This is a genomic window from Leuconostoc lactis, from assembly GCF_007954625.1.
GTDB lineage: Bacteria > Bacillota > Bacilli > Lactobacillales > Lactobacillaceae > Leuconostoc > Leuconostoc lactis_A.
In genome coordinates this window covers 44153-67853 of record NZ_CP042423.1, presented here as the reverse complement: position 1 = coordinate 67853, position 23701 = coordinate 44153, and the positions used below count along the sequence as shown (strand labels likewise).

The window sequence follows — 23701 nt, the reverse complement described above, 5'->3', positions numbered from 1 at the left end:
AAAATCCCTAAAAATAAGCAAAAGAGAACGACAAAATTAGTCGTTCTCTTTTTTCCATTTTTCAGGTTTTTGTTCATTGACAACATGGGCAAACATTTTAGAAAAACTTTCCGTGTCTTCAATGCTTAAATGTTCACACTCAAAATACTTTTCAAGCAAGGCGCCTTTTTGTATTAATCGACGAGAACGTTCTTTTCGTTTTTTAGAGTTTTCGTAATACTTTGATTGACGGAGTTTAAAATCTTCATTTTCAATAGCGAGGTGACCTATGATGTAGTCGATAGCTATGAAAAAATGATGGATAAATTATCTTAAAAAATGTAAACAGGGACCATAATTATATAATAACCCCTAAAGAATACTATTAAAACAGCCCCCATTATCTAGTGATTAGATAATGGGGGCTGTTTTTTTGTTAAGTGATATAATAAACCGTAAAAGAAGTTTAGAAATACGGTCCTGGTCATCAATAAATAAACAATTTAATTAATTATTTATTTAATTATTTAATTTCAGAAAGGTATATATAAATCATGGCGCAACAAATTGTCCTACCCATCAAAGACTCCAACGTTTTAAAGATGGTACAAGATACACTTCTCGATAGCTTCCGTGCTGGTCGCCGAAATTACACAGTTTTTCAAGTTGGTAAGGCCACGCTACTACGTGTGAGTGATGTCATGACATTGAAAAAAGCAGATGTCTATAATCCAGACGGCTCTGTCAAAAATACAGCCTTTATTCATGATAAAAAGACTGGCAAAGCAAACACGTTATATTTAAAGCCTGTTCAGCAAGACTTGTTGCAATATCATGATTGGCTGGTCCAAGAAAATATCAATTCTGAGTGGTTATTCCCCTCGACAGCCCATCATGATCGCCATATCACCGAGAAACAGTTTTATAAAGTGATGGCGCGTGTTGGTGATCTACTAGGTATCAACTATTTAGGCACGCACACTATGCGTAAAACAGGTGCTTATCGCGTCTATACACAATCAAACTACAACATTGGCTTAGTCATGCATTTATTGAATCACTCAAGTGAAGCCATGACACTGACTTATCTTGGGTTAGACCAAGCTAGTCGTGAAACGATGTTAGATCAAATTGATTTTGGTTAACCTATAAAAAATTTTGCTAATGAGATTAGCAGTTTAACGTCAGCCAAGGTAATCGTCGTTAAAAGAAATGAGTTACACCAATTTTCGGTTATCCCCCCAACGGTGGCTCATTGAACGTTCATTTAGTTGGTTGGGAAATTATCACCGTTTATGGCGTAACTGTGAGCGTAAGCTCAACACTAGTCTCATGATGGTTTCGTTAGCTTTTATCAGACTACTTCTTAAAAGATACTAAACAGCTTCTTAAAGACCTTTATAAAAAATAAGTAGGTTTCCGTCATATTCTTTATAAAAGTGTTTAGCAGTTGGGAGTCGTTGACAATTTAAAAATTTGTCTGCAGCTTCTTTTCTTTTAGTCTAGAATAGAGGTCAATAACTAACAGGGGAATTACTAAATGATCAAACCCGAAAAGACAATCAATGGAACCAAATGGATTGAAACGATTCAAATCAATGCCGAAGAACGGGCAACCCTCGAAGATCAGTATGGCATCGATGAAGATATTATTGAGTACGTCACTGATAATGATGAAAGTACTAATTATGTTTATGATATCAATGAGGACGACCAATTATTCATCTTTCTGGCGCCGTATGCCCTCGACAAAGATGCGCTGAGATACATTACCCAGCCATTTGGCATGTTGCTCCATAAGGGCGTTTTATTCACGTTTAATCAAAGCGACATACCTGAAGTCAACAGGGCACTTTACTCGGCATTGGATAATCCCGAGGTTAAGAGCGTCGATGCATTTATTCTGGAAACACTGTTTACAGTTGTTGACAGCTTTATCCCAATTTCTCGCGCCATTACCAAGAAACGCAACTATTTGGATAAAATGTTGAACCGGAAGACGAAGAACAGTGACTTGGTTTCACTTTCATATCTTCAACAGACGTTGACCTTTTTGTCCAGCGCGGTCCAAATCAATCTCAGTGAACTCGATCGTTTGCCAAAGACCCATTTTGGTGTCGGTGCTGACCAAGATAAAATTGATTTATTCGAAGACGTGCACATTGAAGGAGAACAGGTCCAACGGATGTTTGAGATTGAAACCCAAGTCGTTGACCGAATCGATCATACCTTCAACAGCCTTGCTAATAACAACCTGAACGATACAATGAAATTTTTGACAATTTGGTCACTGACCATGGCTGTGCCAACGATCATTACCGGATTCTATGGGATGAACGTGAAACTCCCGTTAGCCGGGATGCAATATGCTTGGATGCTGACTTTGGGGATTTCTGTCGCCTTGATTGTGGCGATGCTGATTATGCTGAAGGTCTGGCGGAAGATGTGATGGGTGAGTGACTTGCTGCTGGGTGGGGGACTTTTTTGGAATGTGTATAGTTGAGCAGTTATGCTATTTTGAGCACCCTTCGGCTTCTGAAATACGCTCCGACGACCCTGACCCCGGCCACATAAGACAAAAAATCCAGTAACGAACAAAAACCGTTCGCTACTGGATTTTCTGCCCTATGCTCTGGGGTCAACCCGGGTCTTGTCACGTGTTGGTGATCTATTAGGTATCAACTATGCTAGGCACACACCATGCGTAAAACAGGCGCTTACTTATCTTGGTCTGGATCAAGCTAGTCGTGAGACTATGTTAGATCAAATTGATTTTGGATAATTCCATCAAAAGCATACTGAATAATTGGACTATTTTTATTCAGTTACTTAGTGATAATTGAGATACGATTGCGATTATAAAAATTGATATATCAACCAATGGCTGCTTGGACTGCAATTAATGTTTGGTATGCATTCAAATCAATATCCTTATTTTTAAGTATAAATCGACTTAACTTGATACAAATAATAATTCATCTAAATCAAATATCTCAACACATTTTTGGGTATGCCGTTTAATTAGACCTCTCTCTTCCAATGATGAGAACTTACGGCTTATTGTTTCTGGAGTTGTCCCCAGGTAAGTAGCCAAATCTTTTTTTGACATGGGTAAAGTCACATAAGTATGGTTTTTTTCATCTTCAACATTTTCTGATAGAAAATCAATAATTCGAGCTTCAACAGGTTCAATACTGACTTGCACAGTTTGTTTTTCTGATAACTGTAGCCGTTTTGTAATATCCGATAATATTCGTCGCATGATTTCTGGATAGCGATCTAAATATTGATCTAAATCCTTTTTATGAATCCTACAAATACTTGTTTCCGATATTGCTTCAGCATAATTCGAATGATAACCTTCAGTCTGTAAAACAGCAACTTCCCCCATAAAATCACCCGGATGTAGGATACGTATGGTTTGCTCACGACCAGACTCACTTAGGCTATAAATACGTACACGTCCATTGTTTATGATATATAATGTGTCATCTTTATCACCAAACCCAAATAATAGCTCATTCTTTACGTATTGTACTTCATTCGCTGATTGAGCAATTAGATGCATTTGTTCATCATTGAGATGATTGAAAATCGGCACTAAACGTATACAATCTACATGACTATGATGATTATGGTATGCCATACCGTTTTTCTCCTAATTAATCGTTATCTATATAGTCATCGTCTTCTAAGGCATCCTTATTAATAAATGCTTGAAGTTGCCAAATATTTACGTCTAAATAAGCTTTATAACTAATTAGTGAATCTTCCAAAGCATCATTTTCTTCTTCCTGTGCTAAGCGAATTGCACGAATAGTAAATTCACGATTAGATCTAAAATCTTCTACTATCTGTAGGACCATCTCATCAGCAGTGTAATATTTTTCCGAAGAATCTTCAGAAATCGTTGTAAATTCTTGGAATTCAGTAGTTGTTGATGCTGGCTTAAATCCTGAAGCTAGTAAACGTTCTGCAATTTTATCAAACCATGCCTCATTTTCGTTATATAAATTTTCAAAAACATTATGCAATGCATAGAAATTTTTACCTTTTACATACCAATGATATTGATGCAATTTTACATGTAATGTATGAATATTAGCAAGTATATGATCTGTAACAGCTGCAGAATTAATCTTAGTATGATGAATGTGTTCTTTATATGCTTGTTCGGCAGCTAATTTTTCTTGCCTTTCATTTACCGTTGTCATTTTATGCACCTTCCTTTACTTTTGAACTAATTACTGGGTATCCTAAGTCTTCAATTGCTTTTTCAATTGTATTCAAATTGACCTGATTTTCATCAAAATCCACTTTTACCTTACTCGCATTGAAAAGTACTTTTACAGAATCTTTTTTTACACCAGCAGTCTGTTTTAAACCACGTTCGATTTTTTGTAAACATGATGGACAAGTTAATGTTTCTAATTTTAATGTTGCTTTAGTCATATCTATCACTCCTTTAAATGAATTATATAGGCCATTCTTTTTAAGATACTTGATATAGATCAATTATCTTAATTGATAACCTCTTAATCTCATTGCATTTAAAATAACTACTAAAATACTGGCCTCATGAATCAACATCCCAATTGACATAGACATCCATTCACTAAATATTAAACTAACCAATAGTATTATCACGACGCCAACAGCAATTAGAATATTTTGTCGCATATTCGCATATGTTACTTTTGCTAGGCCTAAAGCATGAGGAAGGCGGTTAAAGTTAGAATTCATTAAAACAATATCTGAACTTTCAATTGCGACATCTGTTCCATTCCCCATAGCTATACCTACCTCTGCAGTAGCCAGAGAGGGACTGTCATTAACGCCGTCACCGATAAAAACAACTATTTCACCTGAGTCCTGTCGTCTTTTTAGAAATGCTTGTTTGTCCTCTGGTAGCATATCACCATGGGCTTCGGTTAAACCTAGTTCCTTTTTAACTGAATTAACTGTACCTTGGTTATCACCTGATAATACAATGAGATTTTTAATACCAAGTGATTTTAATTTTTGTAAGTCCTGCTTAACACCTGGTCGAACTTTGTCGCGGATACCCATTAACATGATTAACTTATGATCAACTGCCGTTAATACAATTGAATTACCGGTTCTTTCTAAATAATTCAATTTTTTTAAGAACATCATCAGATAGCGGTATACTTTCTTGTTTCATTAAGGTTTTATTTCCTACTGAAACAACGTGCCCATCTACGTGAGCAATTACGCCCCCCACCTTTTACAACCTGTGTATTTTCTATAGGCCTTACTTTATATTGTGCTAATTTATTTACAATAGCGACAGCTAATGGATGATCAGACTCACTTTCAACTGAAAGCAATAGAGATAAATCCTCCTCCTGATTATTTCCATAATAAATAATATCGCTCACTTCAGGCTTTCCTTCAGTTAAGGTACCTGTTTTATCGAATAACACTGTATCTGCATTGGCAAAATGACTAATCACTTCAGAACCTTTAAATAAAACACCATTTTTTGCGCCATTTCCTATCCCCGCAACATTTGACACAGGTACACCAATTACCAAGGCTCCTGGGCAACCAAGTACTAATACGGTAATCGCAAGTTCTGTATCTTTGGTTAATACCCAAACCAACAGCCCAATTGTAAGTACTGCAGGTGTATACCAGCGAGAAAACTGGTCAATGAATCGTTCTGCTTCTGATTTAGAATCCTGTGCTTCTTCTACCAACTCAATAATTTTTCCAAATGTAGAATCTTCCCCTACTCTATCAGCCACTATTTGAATAGTACCGTTGTCCATAATAGTACCGGCAAATACTTCATCGTCTTTTTCTTTCTTTAAAGGTAAAGATTCACCTGTGATATTAGCCTCATTTACATATCCTTTTCCAGTGGTTACCCTACCATCTACGGGAATCTTGGCACCAGTCTTTACTAGGAGAATGTCCCCCTTCTTCTACTTCATCAATATCTACTTCTGCAAATTGTCCCCCCTGTCAATTGCTTAAAAGCAGTTTCTGGAGCCATTTCCGTCAACTCTTTAATAGCTGATCGTGTTTGGTTAAGTGTTCGTTGTTCTAAATATGATCCAAATAAAAATAAAAAAGTAACAATTGCTGATTCTTCATAATTTTGAATAAAGAGAGCACCAATGACCGCTATCGTTACTAAAACATCAATACTTACTACTTTTACTTTCATAGCCTGATAAGCCTGTAAAGAAATGGGGGTAACGCCTAATATCGAAGCTATAATAAAAGCACTATTAGAAATTGTTGTATTGGCAAAAATAAAGTGTGCGATTAGTCCTAAAGCAATGAGTAAGCCACTGATACTAGTAATTTTATTTTTATGTTTAAGAATATTATGTTGCATATGATTTCTCCCTTAATTTTAGTTCAACTAAAGTGTATTAACTTTTGGGAGATATAAACTTGACGTCCATCAAGTTTATGAAATAGTTCTAAATAAGTAAAAATATTATAATATTGGCTTAGTCATGCACTTACTGAATCATTCTAGTGAAGCTATGACGTTAACTTACCTTGGCTTAGATCAAGCCAGCCGTGAGACTATGTTGAATCAAATTGATTTTGGTTAAACTCATTAGCTATAACTACAGTTGTAGTTATAGCTAATGTTTTATAGCTAAAAAGCATAGATCATTAGACTCAAGCAATACTTTAGTGACTTATCAACCTGAACTTTGCTATGCTCTGTATTAAAGACTATAAATGGTGGGAATTTGGCATATGCAAATAGGTGAAAAAATAAAAATCATTCGTGAAAACAAAAAACTGTCACAAGAAGATATGGCTAAAAGTTTACACGTATCGTATCAAGCAGTATCTAATTGGGAACGTGGGAAAAGTTATCCGGATATCTCTAACATTATTATGATTTCAGATTTATACAGTATTTCATTGGACGAGCTGATTAGAGAAGATAAAAATTATAAAGACATATTACTTGAAAAGAAAGTATCAGGTATCGCGGATGCTATCCTTAATATTATTTTCTTATTGTGCGCCGTCATGTTATTAATTTATATGATGGTTGAAAACAAGCTCACCTCAGATAATTCTTTTTATATCATTCTGACAATCTTGGTTATCATCCATACCAGCGTTGATTTATTAAAATTGCTACCAAAAAAAAGCGTGTAGTTGGCTTACAGGGAATATTGGTAATCCTTTGAGACTTAAATTAATACGATGGAGAATTATATTAGCATTCAAAATAAGTTGAGATAGACACCAATACTATCTCAACTTATTTTTATGTGGTTAAGCTGACATCAGCTTGCCCCACGCGGGTAGCGTTCTGCATGAAATGCTCTCACTGAAGGTGATCCTGCAATGATAAATTGCCCCGTCACGGCGTGACCCGCCGGAGGTTTTTCTAGCCGGATAATAGGCGCTAAAAAATAGCAGTTTCCCCAGTAGGAAGGGGAAACGCTACTGTCATCGCTTGTCGATGACGTGCCTCGCAGAGCCTGTCCAAAATATTATTTTGGTATAACAGGCTATACCAGATTTTTAACGGTGTTATACTGGTCTTGGAAAACCCTTTTTGAGGAGGCATTTTTGATGGCGCATTTAAAGAAAAATACCCGTGGCGCAGTCCCTGGTTTAGCGGTTCACTTTGAACGTAAAACCGACCATCACACGAACAAAGAAATTGATGGGTCGAAATCCTATCTGAATCAAGATCTCATGGCGGATGGTTCTGATATGCTTTCACGCTTCAATGCGCGTTTAAATAACGTTTATTGCATGAAAAGAGACGATGTGAAGGCGTTAGCGACGTGGATAGTCACTTTACCTGAAGAACTCACAGAAGCCCCCTACGAGCAACAGAGCGCCTTTTTTGAAGCAACCACCAATTTTCTTAATGCACGTTATGGTCAAGAAAATGCCGTGGCCGCTGTGGTGCATTATGACGAGACAACCCCTCACTTGCACTATGCCTTTGTCCCCGTCGTTTTTGATGATAAAAAGTCACGTTATAAAGTATCCGCTAAAGAAGTACTCACACGCCATGATTTACAAACCTTTCATGATGATTTAGATCAACATTTAAAAAAGGTGCTGCCCTTTTATGAACAAGGGATTTTAAATAACAAAACCTTACCATTTGAGAATGTCGCTGAAATCAAAAAATACAATGATCAGTTTAACGCCTTAAAAAACGAACTAGCTGACGTTGAAGACAATATTAGGGCTAAACAGGCCGTACTTAAAATCACGGATCAAGCCTTAACGGAAGTTGACTTAGCCGAAAAACAAATTGATGCGTTTAAACAAGCCTTATCTAAAAACCTCTTTGGTAAGACGGTGCTGAAGCCAGATGACTTAGATCGCTTTAAAAACGTGTTAGCCACGATGAAGAAATCCACCTTACAAAGCCAGCATGAGACGGAAGAACTCAAGCAAACATTAGGCCAAGTCAAAGCGCAATTAGGAGACGTCCAAGCAGACTATCAAAACCTGAAAGAAACGCATCAAGCGCTTCAGAAGCGACAGCGAAAACAGCAACAGCTGGATTATGCCATGCGAGACATGCTTAAAAATGATTATGGTGTCGACAAGATAGCCCATACGGATGTGGAGGCTCGGTATGTCCTTTATAAGCTAGATCATGAAGAACTTACAAAAAATAAAAAAGTAGCCCAGTCATGGTTAAAAACACTGACGACAGCTAGAGCAGATCCAGACACCAAAATAGCGCCTAGTAGATTAGATCGCGGTATCGAACAAGTTAAAGCATTGATTAATCGAATCATTGAATTAACGCGTGATCTTTTTAAAGGACCAAGTCTCTAACGCTAAACCGGCTTATTTGCCGTTCTAAACGTTTTTAGCCATGTGACGTAGAAATAATCATTGAACGAATTAAAACGTCTCTATTGGCGTAATAAGTGGCAATTATGATAGATGACCAGTAATCCGTCATTTAAAATAATTCCAAACAAAAAGAACACTCTGGACAAACATTATGTACAACGGTGTTCTTTTTGTTTTGTTTTTATTAATTCAGTAAAAAGGCGAAGCCTATTATAAGTTTATCTTTTATATTTTAATCTTTTGTTCTTTTGCGCAGTTATAAAGTCAGTATTATCAAGGTTTAACAGGATAATACCCCACAAAAAAACTGTGTATACCCCACAAAAAAACTGTGTATACCCCACAAAAAAACTGTGTATACCCCACAAAGATAAAAATAAATTGTGGTACATGGTGATACAATAAAAGCATAAAGAAATTCCCGTCTAAAAGTTTTTCTTTATGCTTATCCAACAACACGCCCAAAGGAGCGTATTTATATGTCAATTATACCAGAATCAAAGACAAGGCAGGTACACACCTTGAATGAGTTATCAAAACGAAAAGTCGTCGAACATAATAGTTTAATCACATCCATTGCCAAGATGGATAAAACACCCCTCAAAATGTTTGAACTAGCGGTGTCTTTAATTGATACCGACAATCCACCTCAAGATCAAACAGTGTATTTATCAAAGCAAGAAATGTTTGCTTTTTTTAAAGTCAATGATAATGATAAGAACAGTCGCTTTAAACAAGCGATTGAAAAAATGCAGAAACAAGCTTTTTTTCAGATTAAAAAAGAACAAGATAAAGGGTTTAAGTTTGTTAGTATTGTGCCAATCCCTTATGTGGAATGGACGGATTATAGTGACGAAGTAAAAATTGAATTTCATCGTGAAATCATGCCTTACTTAATCAAGCTCAAAACCAATTTCACCCAACATGCCTTGTCAGATATTGCAGAATTGAATAGTAAGTATGCAATTATTTTGTATCGCTGGTTATCAATGAATTACAACCAATATGATCACTACAGCGTTAAAGGTGGACGACGAAAAGAACAAGTAGAAAGCTATCGTAATCCCAAAATCGGCATTCGAGAGTTGCGAGAAATGACTGATACTGTTAATGAGTACCAGAGGTTTGATAGGTTTGAGAGCTATATCTTGAAAACTCTTTAAAAGAAATCAATGCTCATACAACTTTTAACGTGACGCACGAGAAAGTTAAAAAAGGACGCAGCATTGATAGCATTGTCTTTCACATTACTAAAAAACAAGTTGCGGCTGATAGTAGTTATAAACAGGATGATCCCGTTTATATCGAGGCAAGATTCGTCAAGAAGAAACAGAAGATATGTTGACTGTTAAGGCAATAAAAAGTCCCTACACAAAGTTACTTATGGAGCAGTTTTTATTGTCATATATTGATTTAACGGATACGACTATTTTGTCAGGGTTACAGAAAAATGTATATCCACTTTATGACGAATTAAAAGAATTACGTGGTTTAAAGGGCGTGAAAGAACACTTAGCCTATATCAGAGATAAACAAGATGACTATTCGAAAAGAATATTGCTAAGTATCTTAAAAAATCGATTGAACAGTATCTACCAATCGTTAAAAGGCAGGATATAGATCATGAGTGAAAATTTAAAAACAATTCGAGAACTCGCTGAGGAGTTAGGTGTTTCAAACAGGCAATACAATATCATATAAAGTCGTGACAAACAAAACAAGGCAAACAAACAAAAGGTATATGTTGTTATCTTAGAAGAACAGCATTATAAGGTCGAAGTCGACAAACAGATCAAAGTCAACAACAGACAAATGACAACGAAAAAGAGGATAGTGCACAACAAAAAGTGAACTTGATGAATTAAGATAGAGTTAAAATTCAGTTAAGGATAAGCATAGAAATAAAGATTCGCAAATAGAAAGCAAAACTTACTAGACCAGCAACAACGGTTAGCCTTGCAAGACAAAAAGCTGCTAGAGGAATACAAAGCAGAAATCAAGGACTTGAAAGCTTTAACGATGGCCGCATGATGATGGTGAAAAAGATGACGTCAGCACCAAACAAGTGAAACAGAACAGTAGAGCCAAGCCTAAACCTAAAAAGTGGTGGCAATTTAAAAAACGAGGGCAAAAAATGATTGATTCAAAAATTATGGAGACAACAAGTCCATTTTGAAAGATTTGGCAACACATATTTTTCAGATAAAGGCACTTTAAAAGCGCATAAAGTAATAGAAGACCTGATGCGTACACACCTATGTTGATGAAGGCATTACTAGCTAATCAACTAATTCATGACACCTATACGGAGTCAATTGTTATAGATGATAAAGTGTAGAACTGTTTAAGCTAAACCAGTTTATTGAATGTTTACGTATAAAGAATACTGGCAAGATAGCTATACAAAATTTGAGAATAAAATGGCCTTACTGCTGGCGGTAAGTTTATTGATGAGACTGCTGATGTTGTGCTAGATTTTCCCTTCAAAGATACCGTTTTAAAGCTGGTATGACAAAGAAGATCAACAAGATGCTGATGAACTTTTTTTTCATGAAACGATAGCTAAGGCTGAAATTGATCAATATTGGAACTAAAATATTTGTTAATGCTACTAAGTATAATCAAGAAAATTTAGACGGTACATCAACTGATAATTTGATGACGAAAATTGATTGTCAAAGGAAATAACTTGATTGCTTTGCATAGTATAAAAGACGTTTATGCTGGCAGGGTTAAACTAATTTATTTAGATCCGCCATATAATACTGGATCAGACTCTTTTCGTAATAATGATCAATTTAATCATTCGACCTGGTTGACATTTATTAAAAGCAGGCTAGAAATAGCTAGAGAATTACTAACTGATGAGGGCGTCATAGCAGTTCATATCGATGATTCAGAAGGTCCTTATCTTAAAGTATTAATGGATTCAATTTTTGGTAGAAATTTCTGAAATGTTTACCACAATATATATGGTGAGATATGCAGACAAAACATAAAATCGGATATGGATTATCACAAACAAATTGAGCAAATTCACTATTACAAAAAGAATAATGCATCAGTAGTGCATCCTTTCAAAAGTCAAGAAGATTATAACTATACCAATTTATTTATTCATTTGATGAGCTGGAATCACCTTTTAAAACCATAGAACTTGCGGTAAGAGAGTTGATATCTTTAAAAAATCAAATAAGTTTAAAAAAGAGACAGCGAACATACACGGTTAAAAGAAGTTGGGCCACAGGAACAATTTAGATGGAAATTCTTCAGGACGTTTTTTAGAGATTACCTAACCGGAAGATACAACGAAGATGGTTATGGTGTTGTTTATAGAGTATGGGGTATTGGTGATGATGGAAATAAATATAGGTATTTTACTGGTCCTCAAAAGGTCGGTGCAACGAAAGGTAAGTATTTCCAAGGAGTTCCAAGTGCAGTACAAAGCGGTTTAGTTACAACAAAATTAAAACCACTTGAGGATTATTGATATGGCAGGAGCATTTGGAAATATTCGCCACGAAGGTGGTGTAGAAATGAGAAGTGGGAAAAAGCCTGAAAAAATGCTAAAGAGATTATTCAAAGATATTCTTCTGAAACGATATTGTGTTAGATTTCTTTGGTGGATCCGGTTCTACAGCAGCAACAGCACTAAAATGAACAGACGATTTATAACAGTTGAACAGATTGATGAACAAGTGTATAAACTGAAAAAAAGGTTAGTTAATGTTATTAATGGTGATACAACGGGCATCTCTAAAGACGTTATTGGCAAGGCGGCGATCATTTGTCTATGCTGAATAATGAAAAGAACCAAGGTTATCTCAAAGATGTCCAACAGGCCGAAACGACGAAGCAATTAGAAGATGTTGTTCATCGCATGATTGAAGGTGGCGCTGATTTTGATTTCCGAGTCGATGTTGAAAAGTCCTGCAAGATCCTGAATACCATCAATGTCATTGGCTGATAAAAAGCAGCTGATAGTCAAGGTCATTGATAAGAATCAGTTGTATTATGCGTACAGTGATATGGACGATCGTGATGTACAAGAGCTGATGTCTGAGAGTGATATTGCCTTAATAAAAGCTTTTATGGGGAGCGTGATCTGTAATGGCCAAAAAGAAATCACGAGAACTTGTCTTACCTATTGTTCATGAGATTAACGACTATACGAGTGACTTTTAAAAAACGACGAACCCGACATGCGTTTGTTTATCCGGACTACATTAAGCACAATCTCAAGCATCAGTTACGTGATTATCAAAAGCAATCACTATACAACTTGAATTACACGCAAAGGATACCAATGTTGCCAGTCGCTTTAATCAATTGTTATTCCATATGGCCACTGGTTCTGGAAAAACTGATGTGATGGCAGCCGATATGCTGTATTTTTACCATGAATTGGCTATCAAAATTTTCTTTTTGTTGTTATACAAACGCGGTGATTGCTAAAACTCGTGAAAACATGCTGAATGTTCAGTCACCAAAGTACCTCTTTTCACAACCACTCAATATTGATGGGATGCCGATTGAATTGCGAGAAGTCACCGATTTCCAACAAATAGTGAACCAGGCGTGATCTACTTGCGGCTCACAACGATCCAAACTTTAGCAAATGAATTAAATACACCACGCGAAAATGGTTTAACTTATGGTGATTTAGAGAAACAGAAGTTGATTATTCTAGCTGATGAAGCGCATCATTTTCTGCCGGCACAAAGAGTAAGCAGATCAAAAAATAAAGCGTGGGAATATGTCTTAGACCGTATTCGACAAGCAATAAAGCGAATCGACAGTTAGAATTCACGGCCACAATTGATTTAAATAACGAGTTTATTTATGAAAAATATCGTGATAAAGTCATCTTCCAATATGATTTAAAAGAGTTTCAAAATGCTGGTTACTCAAAGAAAATTGCTCGTTTACAAGCCAATGCTGATGATAACGAAAAGATGCTGAATGCGGTATTGCTATCACAATATCGTAAGCACATGGCGATCCAGGCGGGTGTACGAGATTTTAAGCCAGTTATTTTATTTAAGTCAAATAAAATTGACGTTTCAAAAGCGGCCCGTGATCAATTTTTGACACTGCTTGATAAATTAACTACTGAAGATCTAGCGCAATTTATTGCAAAGCAACGCCAAACCACGCAATCATCTACTTTGCGCCAAGCGTATACGTATTATCAAACAATTGATATGGGGGGCTTGGTCCGGGAATTGCAACGTGATTTCAACCATTAAATACAATTAATGTTAATGATACGAGTAGCAATGGTATTTTAGGTGACTTAAATGATTACGTAATTTAAATACCCTAGAAGAACCAAGCAATCCATTTAGAGCTATTTCGCAGTCGCCAAGCTTTCTGAAGGTTGGATGTCTTAAATTTGTATGATATTGTCCGCATTGGAGAGCAACCCATTACGTCAACACAAACCAATAGTGAGGCGCAATTAATGGTCGTGGTGCGCGCTACAATCCCTTCGTCTATGAGGAGCAACATCGTTTACGCGACGGTTGACCATAGCACGCCAGAATTACAGATATTAGAGTCCTTACACTATCACACGATTAATGATAAAAAATATATTGATAATCTGACAAATCTTTTGAAGCAATGCAGCTCCAAGTTGAAGATGATAAAGACTTTGATATTTTAACCACGACAGTTAAAGCGTCATTTAAGCGTTCCGATGTCTATCAATATGGCAAGCTGTATTACAATGACGTCGAAGATGTCCCTGAGAGTGAATACAATGGGTTGGCAAAATACGGTGTTCCGTTGCGGAACTACCTACCGTCAATATTGAGACGCAACCCTAGAAGCAACTGCCTTTGATACACAAAATGTTGCTGGTATGAATGAGACACGACTGGTAAAGATTGATGATGCCCTCGTCAAAAAAGCAATGGCACGGAATCCTTCTTCAGATTCAATACCATGAAAAAATATATGCCGACGCTAAATTCTATCTCGGAGTTTATGTATGAGGCACAGTGGTTGGGGCAATAAAAGAAATCCAAGCGACGGTATCGATGGTTCAGATGCAGTGCTTAGTCGAGAAACACAGCTATTAGTCGTTGAAAATATCTAGCCTATATTCAGCGCATGTTAATCATGAACTATAAGCGCCAACGCGGAACCAATAAGTTATTGGGTTGCCAATTAAAGATGCCGTTCAGGATTATCAGAAGCGTGTACCAGTTAACTATTCTGATGCTGGGGTTCATGAGTTAATTCAAACTTATGACTATAAAAGGCACCTTGGTTTGTCTATAACGAGGCTATTGTCGATAAATTGGAACGTAGTCTAATCGAACTGATCCAAGGCTATATGAAGAGCTGCAAAACAAGTACAAAGATGTTTACCTGATTCGTAGTGATGAGCGTAATACTAAGCTAAATTGCATGAATTTGCTGGAGATGTGTCTCACTATGCTGGTTTCTTACCGGACTTTGTTCTGTATTTGGCTAATGAGTCTTATATTTATCAGATTTTATTGAACCAAAGGGTACCCAATTGCTGGAGCAAGACCAATGGAAAGAGGACTTGTTAACCAGTATTTCGCCTGAAAGTGTTGATGTGATTGGTGAAAATGATCAAGTTAAATTGTACGGTGTTAAATTCTATGTTGCGGTGATGCTCGTCAGGTTCGAAAAAATATTCAAACTCTAGCCCTTTAAAAGGGTTTATTTTATTTTCTAATAAACATAGACAATCTTTTAAACTTAACATGTTATAAAATATAAAATAATAGTGTACCCAATGAATGATGTGACGAGGTTGATAGCACTTTTTGCGTTAAATAAAATTCACAAATTAAATAAAGGCGCGCAATCAAGTTTTAAAAACTTGATTGCGCGCCTTTATCATGACATATAACAAAAGAGTACCTTATGATAAAATTATAGACTTATTTCATGTAGTATCGTTGTTCCCGTTTGTAAAAGGCTTCTTTCCCACCTTCTAGTAAATCTGTTATTTGATCTCGAATATGAAGTTTCAAGTGATCCAGAAGAGTAGTTAATACTAAAAGCTGAACTATCACGTTCAGCAATGATTATTCTTCTGCATCTGTTAGAACTACTAGATTTGCGTTATGAGTTACCAGTATGACTTGTCGAGTATTTGAAATTTCTTTTAGTAATGGAACAAGCATCTTCACTATTGTATTATTATCTAAATCGTCTTCCGGTTGGTCTAATATAATAGTTGACTGGTTATTGGAGGCCATTAAAAGAACCTGTAATAGTACAACACCTTTCATACCGGGTGACATTTCTTGTAGAGAATCATTTCCCAACAGGAGATCAAAAGTGAAATGGGTTAATTTTTTCATGATTACCTTGACAAGGTCAATGTTATCATGGTTATTATTAAATTTAATGTCATTATTGTTGAGCACTGTACCAATCTGAGGACAGTGCTTTTTGATCGGTAGACCATTTAAACGAACCATTACTTTGATTTATCATGGTGAGATCTAGATCTTCTGGCAAACTATATCGTCTATTTATATGATTAGAAATCTCATCTTGCCAATCGACAGTATCTTTTAAAATCAACCTAGTTGATTGATCCTCTACCTGACCAAAGTTCAATATATTCAGTTTGTTTATTGAATCTTGAAAAGTAGTTCTAGCAGAATCAATTTTAGATATTAAGTTGATGATTTTTTCGATAGATTTTTATACGCATCTTCATATTTTTGTAAATTGTCTTTGGCCGACGCGAGCTTGGTTATGTCATCATTTACGATAAGTAAGTTTTTATCGATTTCTTCAATATTTTTGCGAACGGCAGTATCCTTGGTGTTTATTTCGTTATTTCAGATTGAATAGTTTCAATTTGAACGGTATTTTTTGCTATTTCAGTGTCAAGGAAGTTTATTTCAACATCTTTAATATCTGCGTGGGTTAAGCTGGTGTCAGCTTAACCACATAAAAAAGTTAAGATAGTGTCGGTATCTCAACTTTTTGAATGCTAACATAATTGCTCCCAAACCAAACGATCACCAACTTCAGTGTTCAAAATGAACCGTAAAAATGCGGCGATGCGTCGGTAGCCATAGATCCCACGATTGGTGTTGTAGACGGCTTTGATTGCCATTTTTAGAGCGTTGCGACGCGTCTCTTGTTGGCTGGGATGCCAATTTTTCCATTGATAATAAGTGCTTCGAGCTATATTCAAAGCTGATAAAACGCTTGTTATGCGGTGTCCCATTGCGAGCGAACGGTCAATGATTTCCAGTCCTAACTCGCGATTTTGCGTTAGTTGTACTTCGAAAGTAACACCGCGGCTCGTTTTAAAATCTCAAGTTCTTCGCGAAGTTTGTCGTTTTCCTTTTGTAATGCGTTTACATCAGCTTGCGTCCATTTTTCGCCGTCCACTTCGTGGAACGCGTACAACTTGACCCAGTTACGGATTGAGTCGACCGAAGGTCCATATTCAGCGGATAGATCAGCATATGAACGGCCTTGATTGTGCATCTCAACAAGAGACTGGTTAAATTCTTTTTTGTATCGAATCATATTAAAAAATGCTCCTATGCTATTAGTTTACAGGGCAGAAGAAAATCTGTCCGTAAATCTAGCATAAGAGCAGTCTTTTTCCAAAACTAACAGTCCATTACTACAAAAATATGACGCATAATGGGTTTGGTACTTATAATTGGCAATAATTTTGTCGCTTTAAAATTTTTTACGGCTATTGTGTTTTATAGTAATTTACTCTCGGTAAGTAGCTCTTCGATAAACGTTCCCTTTATCTTCTTTTTTAGAACTACTTTAGCTAATTTAGGGATTCCTAAATTAGCCTCATCAATGGTTTTTTTATCTCCCATATAGTAGATGGCTTTAAGTAGTTCTCGAATATCATAAATGGATCCATAAACTTCAGGAACAGCTCGTTCAACTTCAAGCAAAGTATATACAGATTCCATGGCTGTCCTAATTGAATATTCGGTAGTGAACACGGTGTCATTACTAGGTGACTCTGCGAAATTACCAATAAAGGCTAAATTAACAGATCCCTTAGGAACAATATCTGGCCTATCACCCGCAACGCGGGGCATAAAGTATGACGTAATAAATGGCATAAATACTGGAACGGTATTTATATTGTTTTGGTTAGACAATTGTTTGATCTTGGACTCAGGGACACCAAGGTGATAAAGGAGTTCTTGAGTGATTTCTTCACCAGAACTTTCTACAATAGTCTTATCAACAAAATTTCCTTTGGTATCTGAATATAATCCATATATCCATACAATTGTTTCATTTTCTTTTTGTTCTTTGAAATGTGGCTGCCTGTGAACCGCGAAACTCATCAACCAGTTCGAATCGGTTATGGTAATGATCCCACCACTATTAATTTTGTGATCATGCAAATCACGATTGGTGAGACGTTCAATGTAAGGTTCAATTTCTGGTGATTTTATAGTGGCTGTCGCTGATACGAACCAACTTTTGTCAGGTAGGTTATCGTAGAATACTTCTGGATGACCGAAATCATTAGATTGTTCTGCCAGATTCTTCCATAGTGACCAACTACCACCCAACTCTTTTGATATAGGAGCGGGTTTATCATGGCTTCCGTATGTTGAACTTTCTGTAATAGAACCATTTGTAACGAATACAAGATCATCACGTGATAGGCTAACATCATCACCATCCTGGATCACGAGTTTTTTTGCAATTTTTTCGTCATTTTCGAAATCTACCACAACATTATTAACTTGTGTATCATAGATGAATTCGACATTGTATGACTCTAAATACCTTATAATTGGTAGAACCATAGACTCATACTGATTGTACCTATTGAACTTTAGGGCACTAAAATCAGGTAATCCATCAATATGATGAATAAATCGCATCGTGTATCGACGCATCTCAACTGCAGAGTGCCACTTTTCAAAAGCAAACATAGTTGCCCAGTACATCCAAAAGTTACTTTCAAAGAACTCATTTGAGAAGAATTCCTCAATAGTCGTCTTACCCAATTTTGACTCAGGAGTTAAAACTAAATCTATTAATTCTTTAGATTTTTCATCCAAAGTGTAGAGGCCATCAGTTGGTACGCGCTGTCCGCGATTATAAATTAGGCGAGTATTAGATGAATTTGGATCATCTTTATCTAGCCAATAAAATTCATCTAAGTAAGAGGCGTCTTCAATTTCTAAAGAAGGAATTGATCGATACATGTCCCACATAGTTTCAAAATGATTTTCCATTTCTCGACCACCACGTGTCACAAAGCCGATATTGGCACGCTTTTCTCCATCTAACGATCCACCCGGAGTAGGCAATTCCTCATATATATGAATTTTTTCCCCGGACATTTGTCCATCGCGCACCAAGAAAACAGCGGTAGCCAATCCGGCCAGCCCTCCTCCAATAATATACGCTGATTTTTGATCCACATTTTTGGGCTTCCTTGGACGTGCAAAAGCTTCATAATTTCCGTTAGAATATCGCATAATGGCCTCCTTTTACTACGCTTTATGTTGATATAATCTATTAAAAAAACGTTAATGTCATCCTTATTTTAAGAATGACTCTTGTTGGTATTCAGGGTTAGGATATTCATAGAATCCCTTTCCTGCTGCTAATCCCGTATGTCCCTTATCGATCATTTCTTTTATCAAACGAGCAATATTGGCTTGTTCTTCATCTGTTTCTGACCTTGATAAAGCTAAATTATAGGGTGTCTGTAGACCAACAACATCTAATATTGCAAACGGTCCCATTGGAGCCTTCGTTGCTAACATCCAAGCTTTATCAATTGTATGAGGATCGGAAATTTCATTTGCCCACAGTTTTTGTCCCGCATCTAAAAATGGAACTAAGAGTGAATTTAGAATATAACCATGTTGTTCCTTGTTTAATTTAAAAGGGACCATTCGGATATCTCTCGCAAATTTCACAAGTTCGTCAATATACTTCTCATCAGTTCCCGCATGTCCCATAATTTCAGCAATATTGTTGACCCATATTTGGTTAGCAAAATGTAGGGCTAAAAATTTTTCTGGACGATCAACACTGTCAACAAATTGAGATGGGACGAACGTAGAAGAATTTGAAGCAAATATTGCTTTTTTGGGGGCAACTCTCGAAAGTTGCTTATAGAAATCCTTCTTAATGTTGACATTTTCTGGAATGGCCTCAATTACTAGGTCTGCATCCTGAACAGCATCAGCTAGATTAGAACTAAAGCGAATTTTTTCAATAACTTCATCCGCTTTTTCACCATCTTCATAGAAATTTTTATAAATATCAGGATATGATGTCATTAATTGCTCAGAGTGTTTTAGAGCAGAATCATTGACATCATAAACCGTAACATTGAATCCCATGAACTGACTTTGAAAGGCAATTTGCCCACCTAAAATACCACCACCTGCAACAGTTACATTTTTTATAGACATGTTTTCTCCTCCTATTAATGATTTAATAGGTTAATCATAGCACTAATAGAAAGCGCTTTCAAAAAATAGCGACTAAAATGATTGTTTCACTTTAGTTGCTGCAATCTCCATAAATAAGCTGCGTGGTTTTTAAAGGTGGTGGAGTCTTTAATTAGTAGGGAAAGTTGTTGCATCGCATCGTAATTCATATATAACGGTCTAATTATAAAATTATGGAAAAATGTAGCGACGTTAAGGGGTCATTATTATAAATAAATAAAAAAAAGCCCCCATTATCTAGTGATTAGATAATGGGGCTGTTTTGATAGTCTTTTCGAGGGGTTATTATGTAATTATAGACCCTTAATTCCCTATTATTGGGATAATGCACATTGTGAGAGAGACATACTAGTCCATATCAGAGAATGTTCTAAAACAATTACCTTTTGCCAGTAACACCTCGGAATATATTTTAATCCAGTACCAAATATCATCTTAAGGGCCTAACATGAGAAGGGTTGTAGCTATTGCAATGCGTAAATTTTAGTCAGCCAAATTAATAAATAATGATAAAATATAAAAGTATTTAAAATAAAATGAGGCGGTTTTTTCATGATTAACTCAGGGTCATTATGGCATAAGTGGGATATCCATATGCATACACCAGGGACAGAAAGAAATAATGAGTTTGGTGGAACGTTACAGGATTCAGATATTCTCGAAAACTTTAAAACAAAAATTATTGAAAATAAAATAGATGCAATTGGAGTTACTGATTATTACAGTATAGATAACTATGAATATTTAGTCGAGCTACAAAAAAACGGTAAATTCCCAAAAAATGTCTATTTACTTCCCAATATTGAGATTCGTTTAGAAACTTCAGTACGCGGTAAAAGCAACGAATTAGTTAACCTACATATACTCTTCGATCCTGACAAACTCTCTCCTGAAGATATCAGGACTAATTTTATTAGTCAATTAAGTTACGAGTATAACCAACATATCTTTAAATTCAACGAATCTGGGTTAGAAAGTTTAAGGTCAGCAACGGAATCCGATAGCATAAAAGATGTGAAGGAACGATTCTCAATATCAAAGAAAACACTTCGTGATTTATTAAAATCGAATATAAATTTCGAAGGAGCTTATTTAATTGCCGTACCAAATGAAGACATCTCTGGAACACTACAAAACAATAGTGGAAAAGGGGATTTTGTCTATGATGATATAGCTAATATAACCGACATAGTATTCTCACATAACCTAAAGGATTACAATTTTTGGAGTAACAATACTGAAATAAAACCCGTTCTAAGTGGTTCAGATGCTCATGGTTTTCTTCCAAAAGAAGACACGGATCGTTACACCATAGGTGAGACATATAGTTGGATAAAATCAGACCTGTCCTTTAACGGACTAAAACAAATAAAATATGATCCAATAAACAGGACTAAATTATCAAACTCTTCAAAAAATAATCCAAACGATTCTCGGTCTCCGTATATAAAGGCTATTGAATTCGAACCAACAACTAATAATTTTCAGGTGTCTCCAAGCAAATTAGAGATTAACCCCAATCTTAACGTTATTATCGGCCCACGTTCTTCTGGGAAATCAACATTAGCAACTTTATTCGCAAAAAAAGCATCACTTAAATTTACTGATGAAAATATTAATGACAGTCTGAAAAAATACGAATTCATAACGAAGAATATACAAACCAATTTAATTACATCACTAGCAAATCAGCTGGATGTCCAAGTAGAATATTATCCGCAAAATTATATTAGCAATCTATCAGAAGATAATACAAACCTTCAAGATACAATTTCTCGAATAATTTCTCGCAGCGAGAAGGCAAAAATTATTCTTGATAATTATCAAGATATTATTAATGAACACAATAATGAAATAGACAATATTACAAAGAGTTTATCAGATAATAAACTCTACATTATAGCAGCTAAAAAAGAAATTTCCGCACTTAGAACTCAAGAAGCTTTAAATGAAATACTGAATAATTTATCTGAAAAAAAACAAGAAATTATTTCGAACTCATCTTTAACTGAAACGGAAATTTCTAATAAAAATGAGAATGAAATAAAGCTAGCTGAAAATAAAACTACATTATCAGAGTTAAATGACAAAAAATATAAATTAAGTAAGACTTTTTCAGAAATAGATAATTTCCATAAACAAATGGATCCTCTAATTGAAACTTTAAAAGTTCATTTTTCATCGTTGAGAACAGCAGAAAATAAAAGTGCCATTTCAAAAAACTGGAGTGAATTTAAATCCAGTTTATCAGATATTAAAGATGTTGAAATAAACTTCCTTGACACTGAAATAGCAAAAAATACCGTTCAAATTGAAACTATTCAATCTGAAATAAACGAAATAAACACCAAGGATACTGCCGTTCGCAAAAATATTGAAGAAATCGATAAAAACTTACTTATCGTAAATGATGACATAACCAAGCTCGCGTCGGCCAAAGACAATTTACAAAAATATGAAGATGCGTATAAAAAATCTATCGAAAAAATCATCAACTTAATATCTAAAATTGATTCTGCTAGAACTACTTTTCAAGATTCAATAAACAAACTGAATATATTGAACTTTGGTCAGGTAGAGGATCAATCAACTAGGTTGATTTTAAAAGATACTGTCGATTGGCAAGATGAGATTTCTAATCATATAAATAGACGATATAGTTTGCCAGAAGATCTAGATCTCACCATGATAAATCAAAGTAATGGTTCGTTTAAATGGTCTACCGATCAAAAAGCACTGTCCACTCAGATTGGTACAGTGCTCAACAATAATGACATTAAATTTAATAATAACCATGATAACATTGACCTTGTCAAGGTAATCATGAAAAAATTAACCCATTTCACTTTTGATCTCCTGTTGGGAAATGATTCTCTACAAGAAATGTCACCCGGTATGAAAGGTGTTGTACTATTACAGGTTCTTTTAATGGCCTCCAATAACCAGTCAACTATTATATTAGACCAACCGGAAGACGATTTAGATAATAATACAATAGTGAAGATGCTTGTTCCATTACTAAAAGAAATTTCAAATACTCGACAAGTCATACTGGTAACTCATAACGCAAATCTAGTAGTTCTAACAGATGCAGAAGAAATAATCATTGCTGAACGTGATAGTTCAGCTTTTAGTATTAACTACTCTTCTGGATCACTTGAAACTTCAGATATTCGAGATCAAATAACAGATTTACTAGAAGGTGGGAAAGAAGCCTTTTACAAACGGGAACAACGATACTACATGAAATAAGTCTATAATTTTATCATAAGGTACTCTTTTGTTATATGTCATGATAAAGGCGCGCAATCAAGTTTTTAAAACTTGATTGCGCGCCTTTATTTAATTTGTGAATTTTATTTAACGCAAAAAGTGCTATCAACCTCGTCACATCATTCATTGGG

General features: G+C 35.6%; 19 protein-coding genes and 4 pseudogenes. 13 read left to right on the top strand and 10 right to left on the bottom strand.

Going from position 1 to position 23701, the window contains the following annotated elements; genetic code table 11:
- Positions 1-36 precede the first annotated feature (36 nt).
- Entirely contained in the window at positions 37-303 is a 267-nt protein-coding gene (locus FGL80_RS08975) for a hypothetical protein (protein ID WP_147002036.1), read from the bottom strand.
- Positions 304-533: 230 nt separating this feature from the next.
- On the opposite strand from FGL80_RS08975, the gene FGL80_RS08970 reads away from it, so the two are divergent.
- The 4 genes and pseudogenes from FGL80_RS08970 to FGL80_RS09215 form a co-directional block, all read left to right on the top strand.
- Positions 534-1124, top strand: coding sequence for a site-specific integrase (locus FGL80_RS08970; protein WP_048801727.1), 591 nt, complete (start codon positions 534-536; stop codon positions 1122-1124).
- 48 nt (positions 1125-1172) lie between these two features.
- Positions 1173-1359 (top strand): annotated as a pseudogene (locus FGL80_RS08965) (transposase); the annotation flags it as partial.
- 160 nt (positions 1360-1519) lie between these two features.
- On the top strand, positions 1520-2428 hold the full coding sequence (locus tag FGL80_RS08960; RefSeq protein ID WP_147002032.1) for a magnesium transporter CorA family protein: 909 nt from the start codon (positions 1520-1522) through the stop codon (positions 2426-2428).
- A 195-nt stretch (positions 2429-2623) separates the two neighbouring features.
- A pseudogene (locus FGL80_RS09215) lies at positions 2624-2761 on the top strand (site-specific integrase); the annotation flags it as partial.
- A gap of 171 nt (positions 2762-2932) precedes the next feature.
- On the opposite strand, the gene FGL80_RS08950 reads toward FGL80_RS09215, so the two are convergent.
- From FGL80_RS08950 to FGL80_RS08935, 4 genes and pseudogenes are all read right to left on the bottom strand, one after another.
- Positions 2933-3625, bottom strand: a complete 693-nt coding sequence (locus tag FGL80_RS08950; RefSeq protein WP_147002031.1) for a Crp/Fnr family transcriptional regulator — start codon at positions 3623-3625, stop codon at positions 2933-2935.
- Between the two features lie 16 nt (positions 3626-3641).
- A complete protein-coding gene (locus tag FGL80_RS08945; RefSeq protein ID WP_042493564.1) occupies positions 3642-4193 on the bottom strand; it encodes a Dps family protein in 552 nt (183 codons plus the stop codon).
- Position 4194: 1 nt separating this feature from the next.
- Positions 4195-4431, bottom strand: a complete 237-nt coding sequence (locus FGL80_RS08940) for a heavy-metal-associated domain-containing protein (protein ID WP_004909683.1) — start codon at positions 4429-4431, stop codon at positions 4195-4197.
- Between the two features lie 63 nt (positions 4432-4494).
- Positions 4495-6349: pseudogene (locus tag FGL80_RS08935) on the bottom strand (heavy metal translocating P-type ATPase).
- A 377-nt stretch (positions 6350-6726) separates the two neighbouring features.
- On the opposite strand from FGL80_RS08935, the gene FGL80_RS08930 reads away from it, so the two are divergent.
- The 8 genes and pseudogenes from FGL80_RS08930 (at position 6727) to FGL80_RS09185 (ending at position 14069) form a co-directional block, all read left to right on the top strand.
- Positions 6727-7140 (top strand): helix-turn-helix domain-containing protein, encoded by a 414-nt coding sequence (locus FGL80_RS08930; protein WP_147002035.1) that lies wholly within the window; start codon positions 6727-6729, stop codon positions 7138-7140.
- A 423-nt stretch (positions 7141-7563) separates the two neighbouring features.
- Positions 7564-8799, top strand: coding sequence for a MobV family relaxase (gene mobV, locus FGL80_RS08925; protein ID WP_147002030.1), 1236 nt, complete (start codon positions 7564-7566; stop codon positions 8797-8799).
- 500 nt (positions 8800-9299) lie between these two features.
- Entirely contained in the window at positions 9300-9983 is a 684-nt protein-coding gene (locus tag FGL80_RS09365; protein ID WP_425280897.1) for a replication initiation protein, read from the top strand.
- Between the two features lie 29 nt (positions 9984-10012).
- Complete coding sequence (locus FGL80_RS09360; RefSeq protein WP_425280896.1) at positions 10013-10165, top strand: hypothetical protein; 153 nt, start codon at positions 10013-10015, stop codon at positions 10163-10165.
- Positions 10159-10440: a hypothetical protein gene (locus FGL80_RS09355; protein WP_425280895.1), complete on the top strand. Its 282-nt coding sequence runs from the start codon at positions 10159-10161 to the stop codon at positions 10438-10440. The genes FGL80_RS09360 and FGL80_RS09355 overlap by 7 nt, the downstream gene beginning before the upstream one ends.
- A 514-nt stretch (positions 10441-10954) precedes the next feature.
- Positions 10955-12931: pseudogene (locus FGL80_RS09375) on the top strand (DNA methyltransferase).
- Between the two features lie 230 nt (positions 12932-13161).
- Positions 13162-13275: a hypothetical protein gene (locus FGL80_RS09280; protein ID WP_341874227.1), complete on the top strand. Its 114-nt coding sequence runs from the start codon at positions 13162-13164 to the stop codon at positions 13273-13275.
- Between the two features lie 293 nt (positions 13276-13568).
- Entirely contained in the window at positions 13569-14069 is a 501-nt protein-coding gene (locus FGL80_RS09185) for a hypothetical protein (RefSeq protein ID WP_244297975.1), read from the top strand.
- Between the two features lie 1821 nt (positions 14070-15890).
- On the opposite strand, the gene FGL80_RS08890 is transcribed toward FGL80_RS09185, so the two are convergent.
- From FGL80_RS08890 to FGL80_RS08875, 5 genes are all read right to left on the bottom strand, one after another.
- Positions 15891-16289 (bottom strand): AAA family ATPase, encoded by a 399-nt coding sequence (locus tag FGL80_RS08890; protein WP_147002028.1) that lies wholly within the window; start codon positions 16287-16289, stop codon positions 15891-15893.
- Positions 16290-16813: 524 nt separating this feature from the next.
- The gene (locus FGL80_RS09340; RefSeq protein ID WP_408582328.1) at positions 16814-17053 is read right to left on the bottom strand and encodes an IS3 family transposase; all 240 of its coding nucleotides are present in this window, start codon (positions 17051-17053) and stop codon (positions 16814-16816) included.
- A gap of 47 nt (positions 17054-17100) precedes the next feature.
- Positions 17101-17361, bottom strand: a complete 261-nt coding sequence (locus FGL80_RS08885; protein WP_227784244.1) for a transposase — start codon at positions 17359-17361, stop codon at positions 17101-17103.
- Between the two features lie 185 nt (positions 17362-17546).
- Positions 17547-19310 carry an oleate hydratase gene (locus FGL80_RS08880; protein WP_147002027.1) on the bottom strand — a complete coding sequence of 588 codons (1764 nt, stop codon included), beginning with the start codon at positions 19308-19310 and terminating at the stop codon, positions 17547-17549.
- A gap of 63 nt (positions 19311-19373) precedes the next feature.
- Positions 19374-20258 (bottom strand): 3-hydroxyacyl-CoA dehydrogenase, encoded by an 885-nt coding sequence (locus FGL80_RS08875; protein ID WP_147002026.1) that lies wholly within the window; start codon positions 20256-20258, stop codon positions 19374-19376.
- Positions 20259-20849: 591 nt separating this feature from the next.
- Between FGL80_RS08875 and FGL80_RS08870 the strand changes: the two genes are divergently transcribed.
- Positions 20850-23549 carry a TrlF family AAA-like ATPase gene (locus tag FGL80_RS08870; RefSeq protein WP_147002025.1) on the top strand — a complete coding sequence of 900 codons (2700 nt, stop codon included), beginning with the start codon at positions 20850-20852 and terminating at the stop codon, positions 23547-23549.
- Positions 23550-23701: the final 152 nt, after the last annotated feature.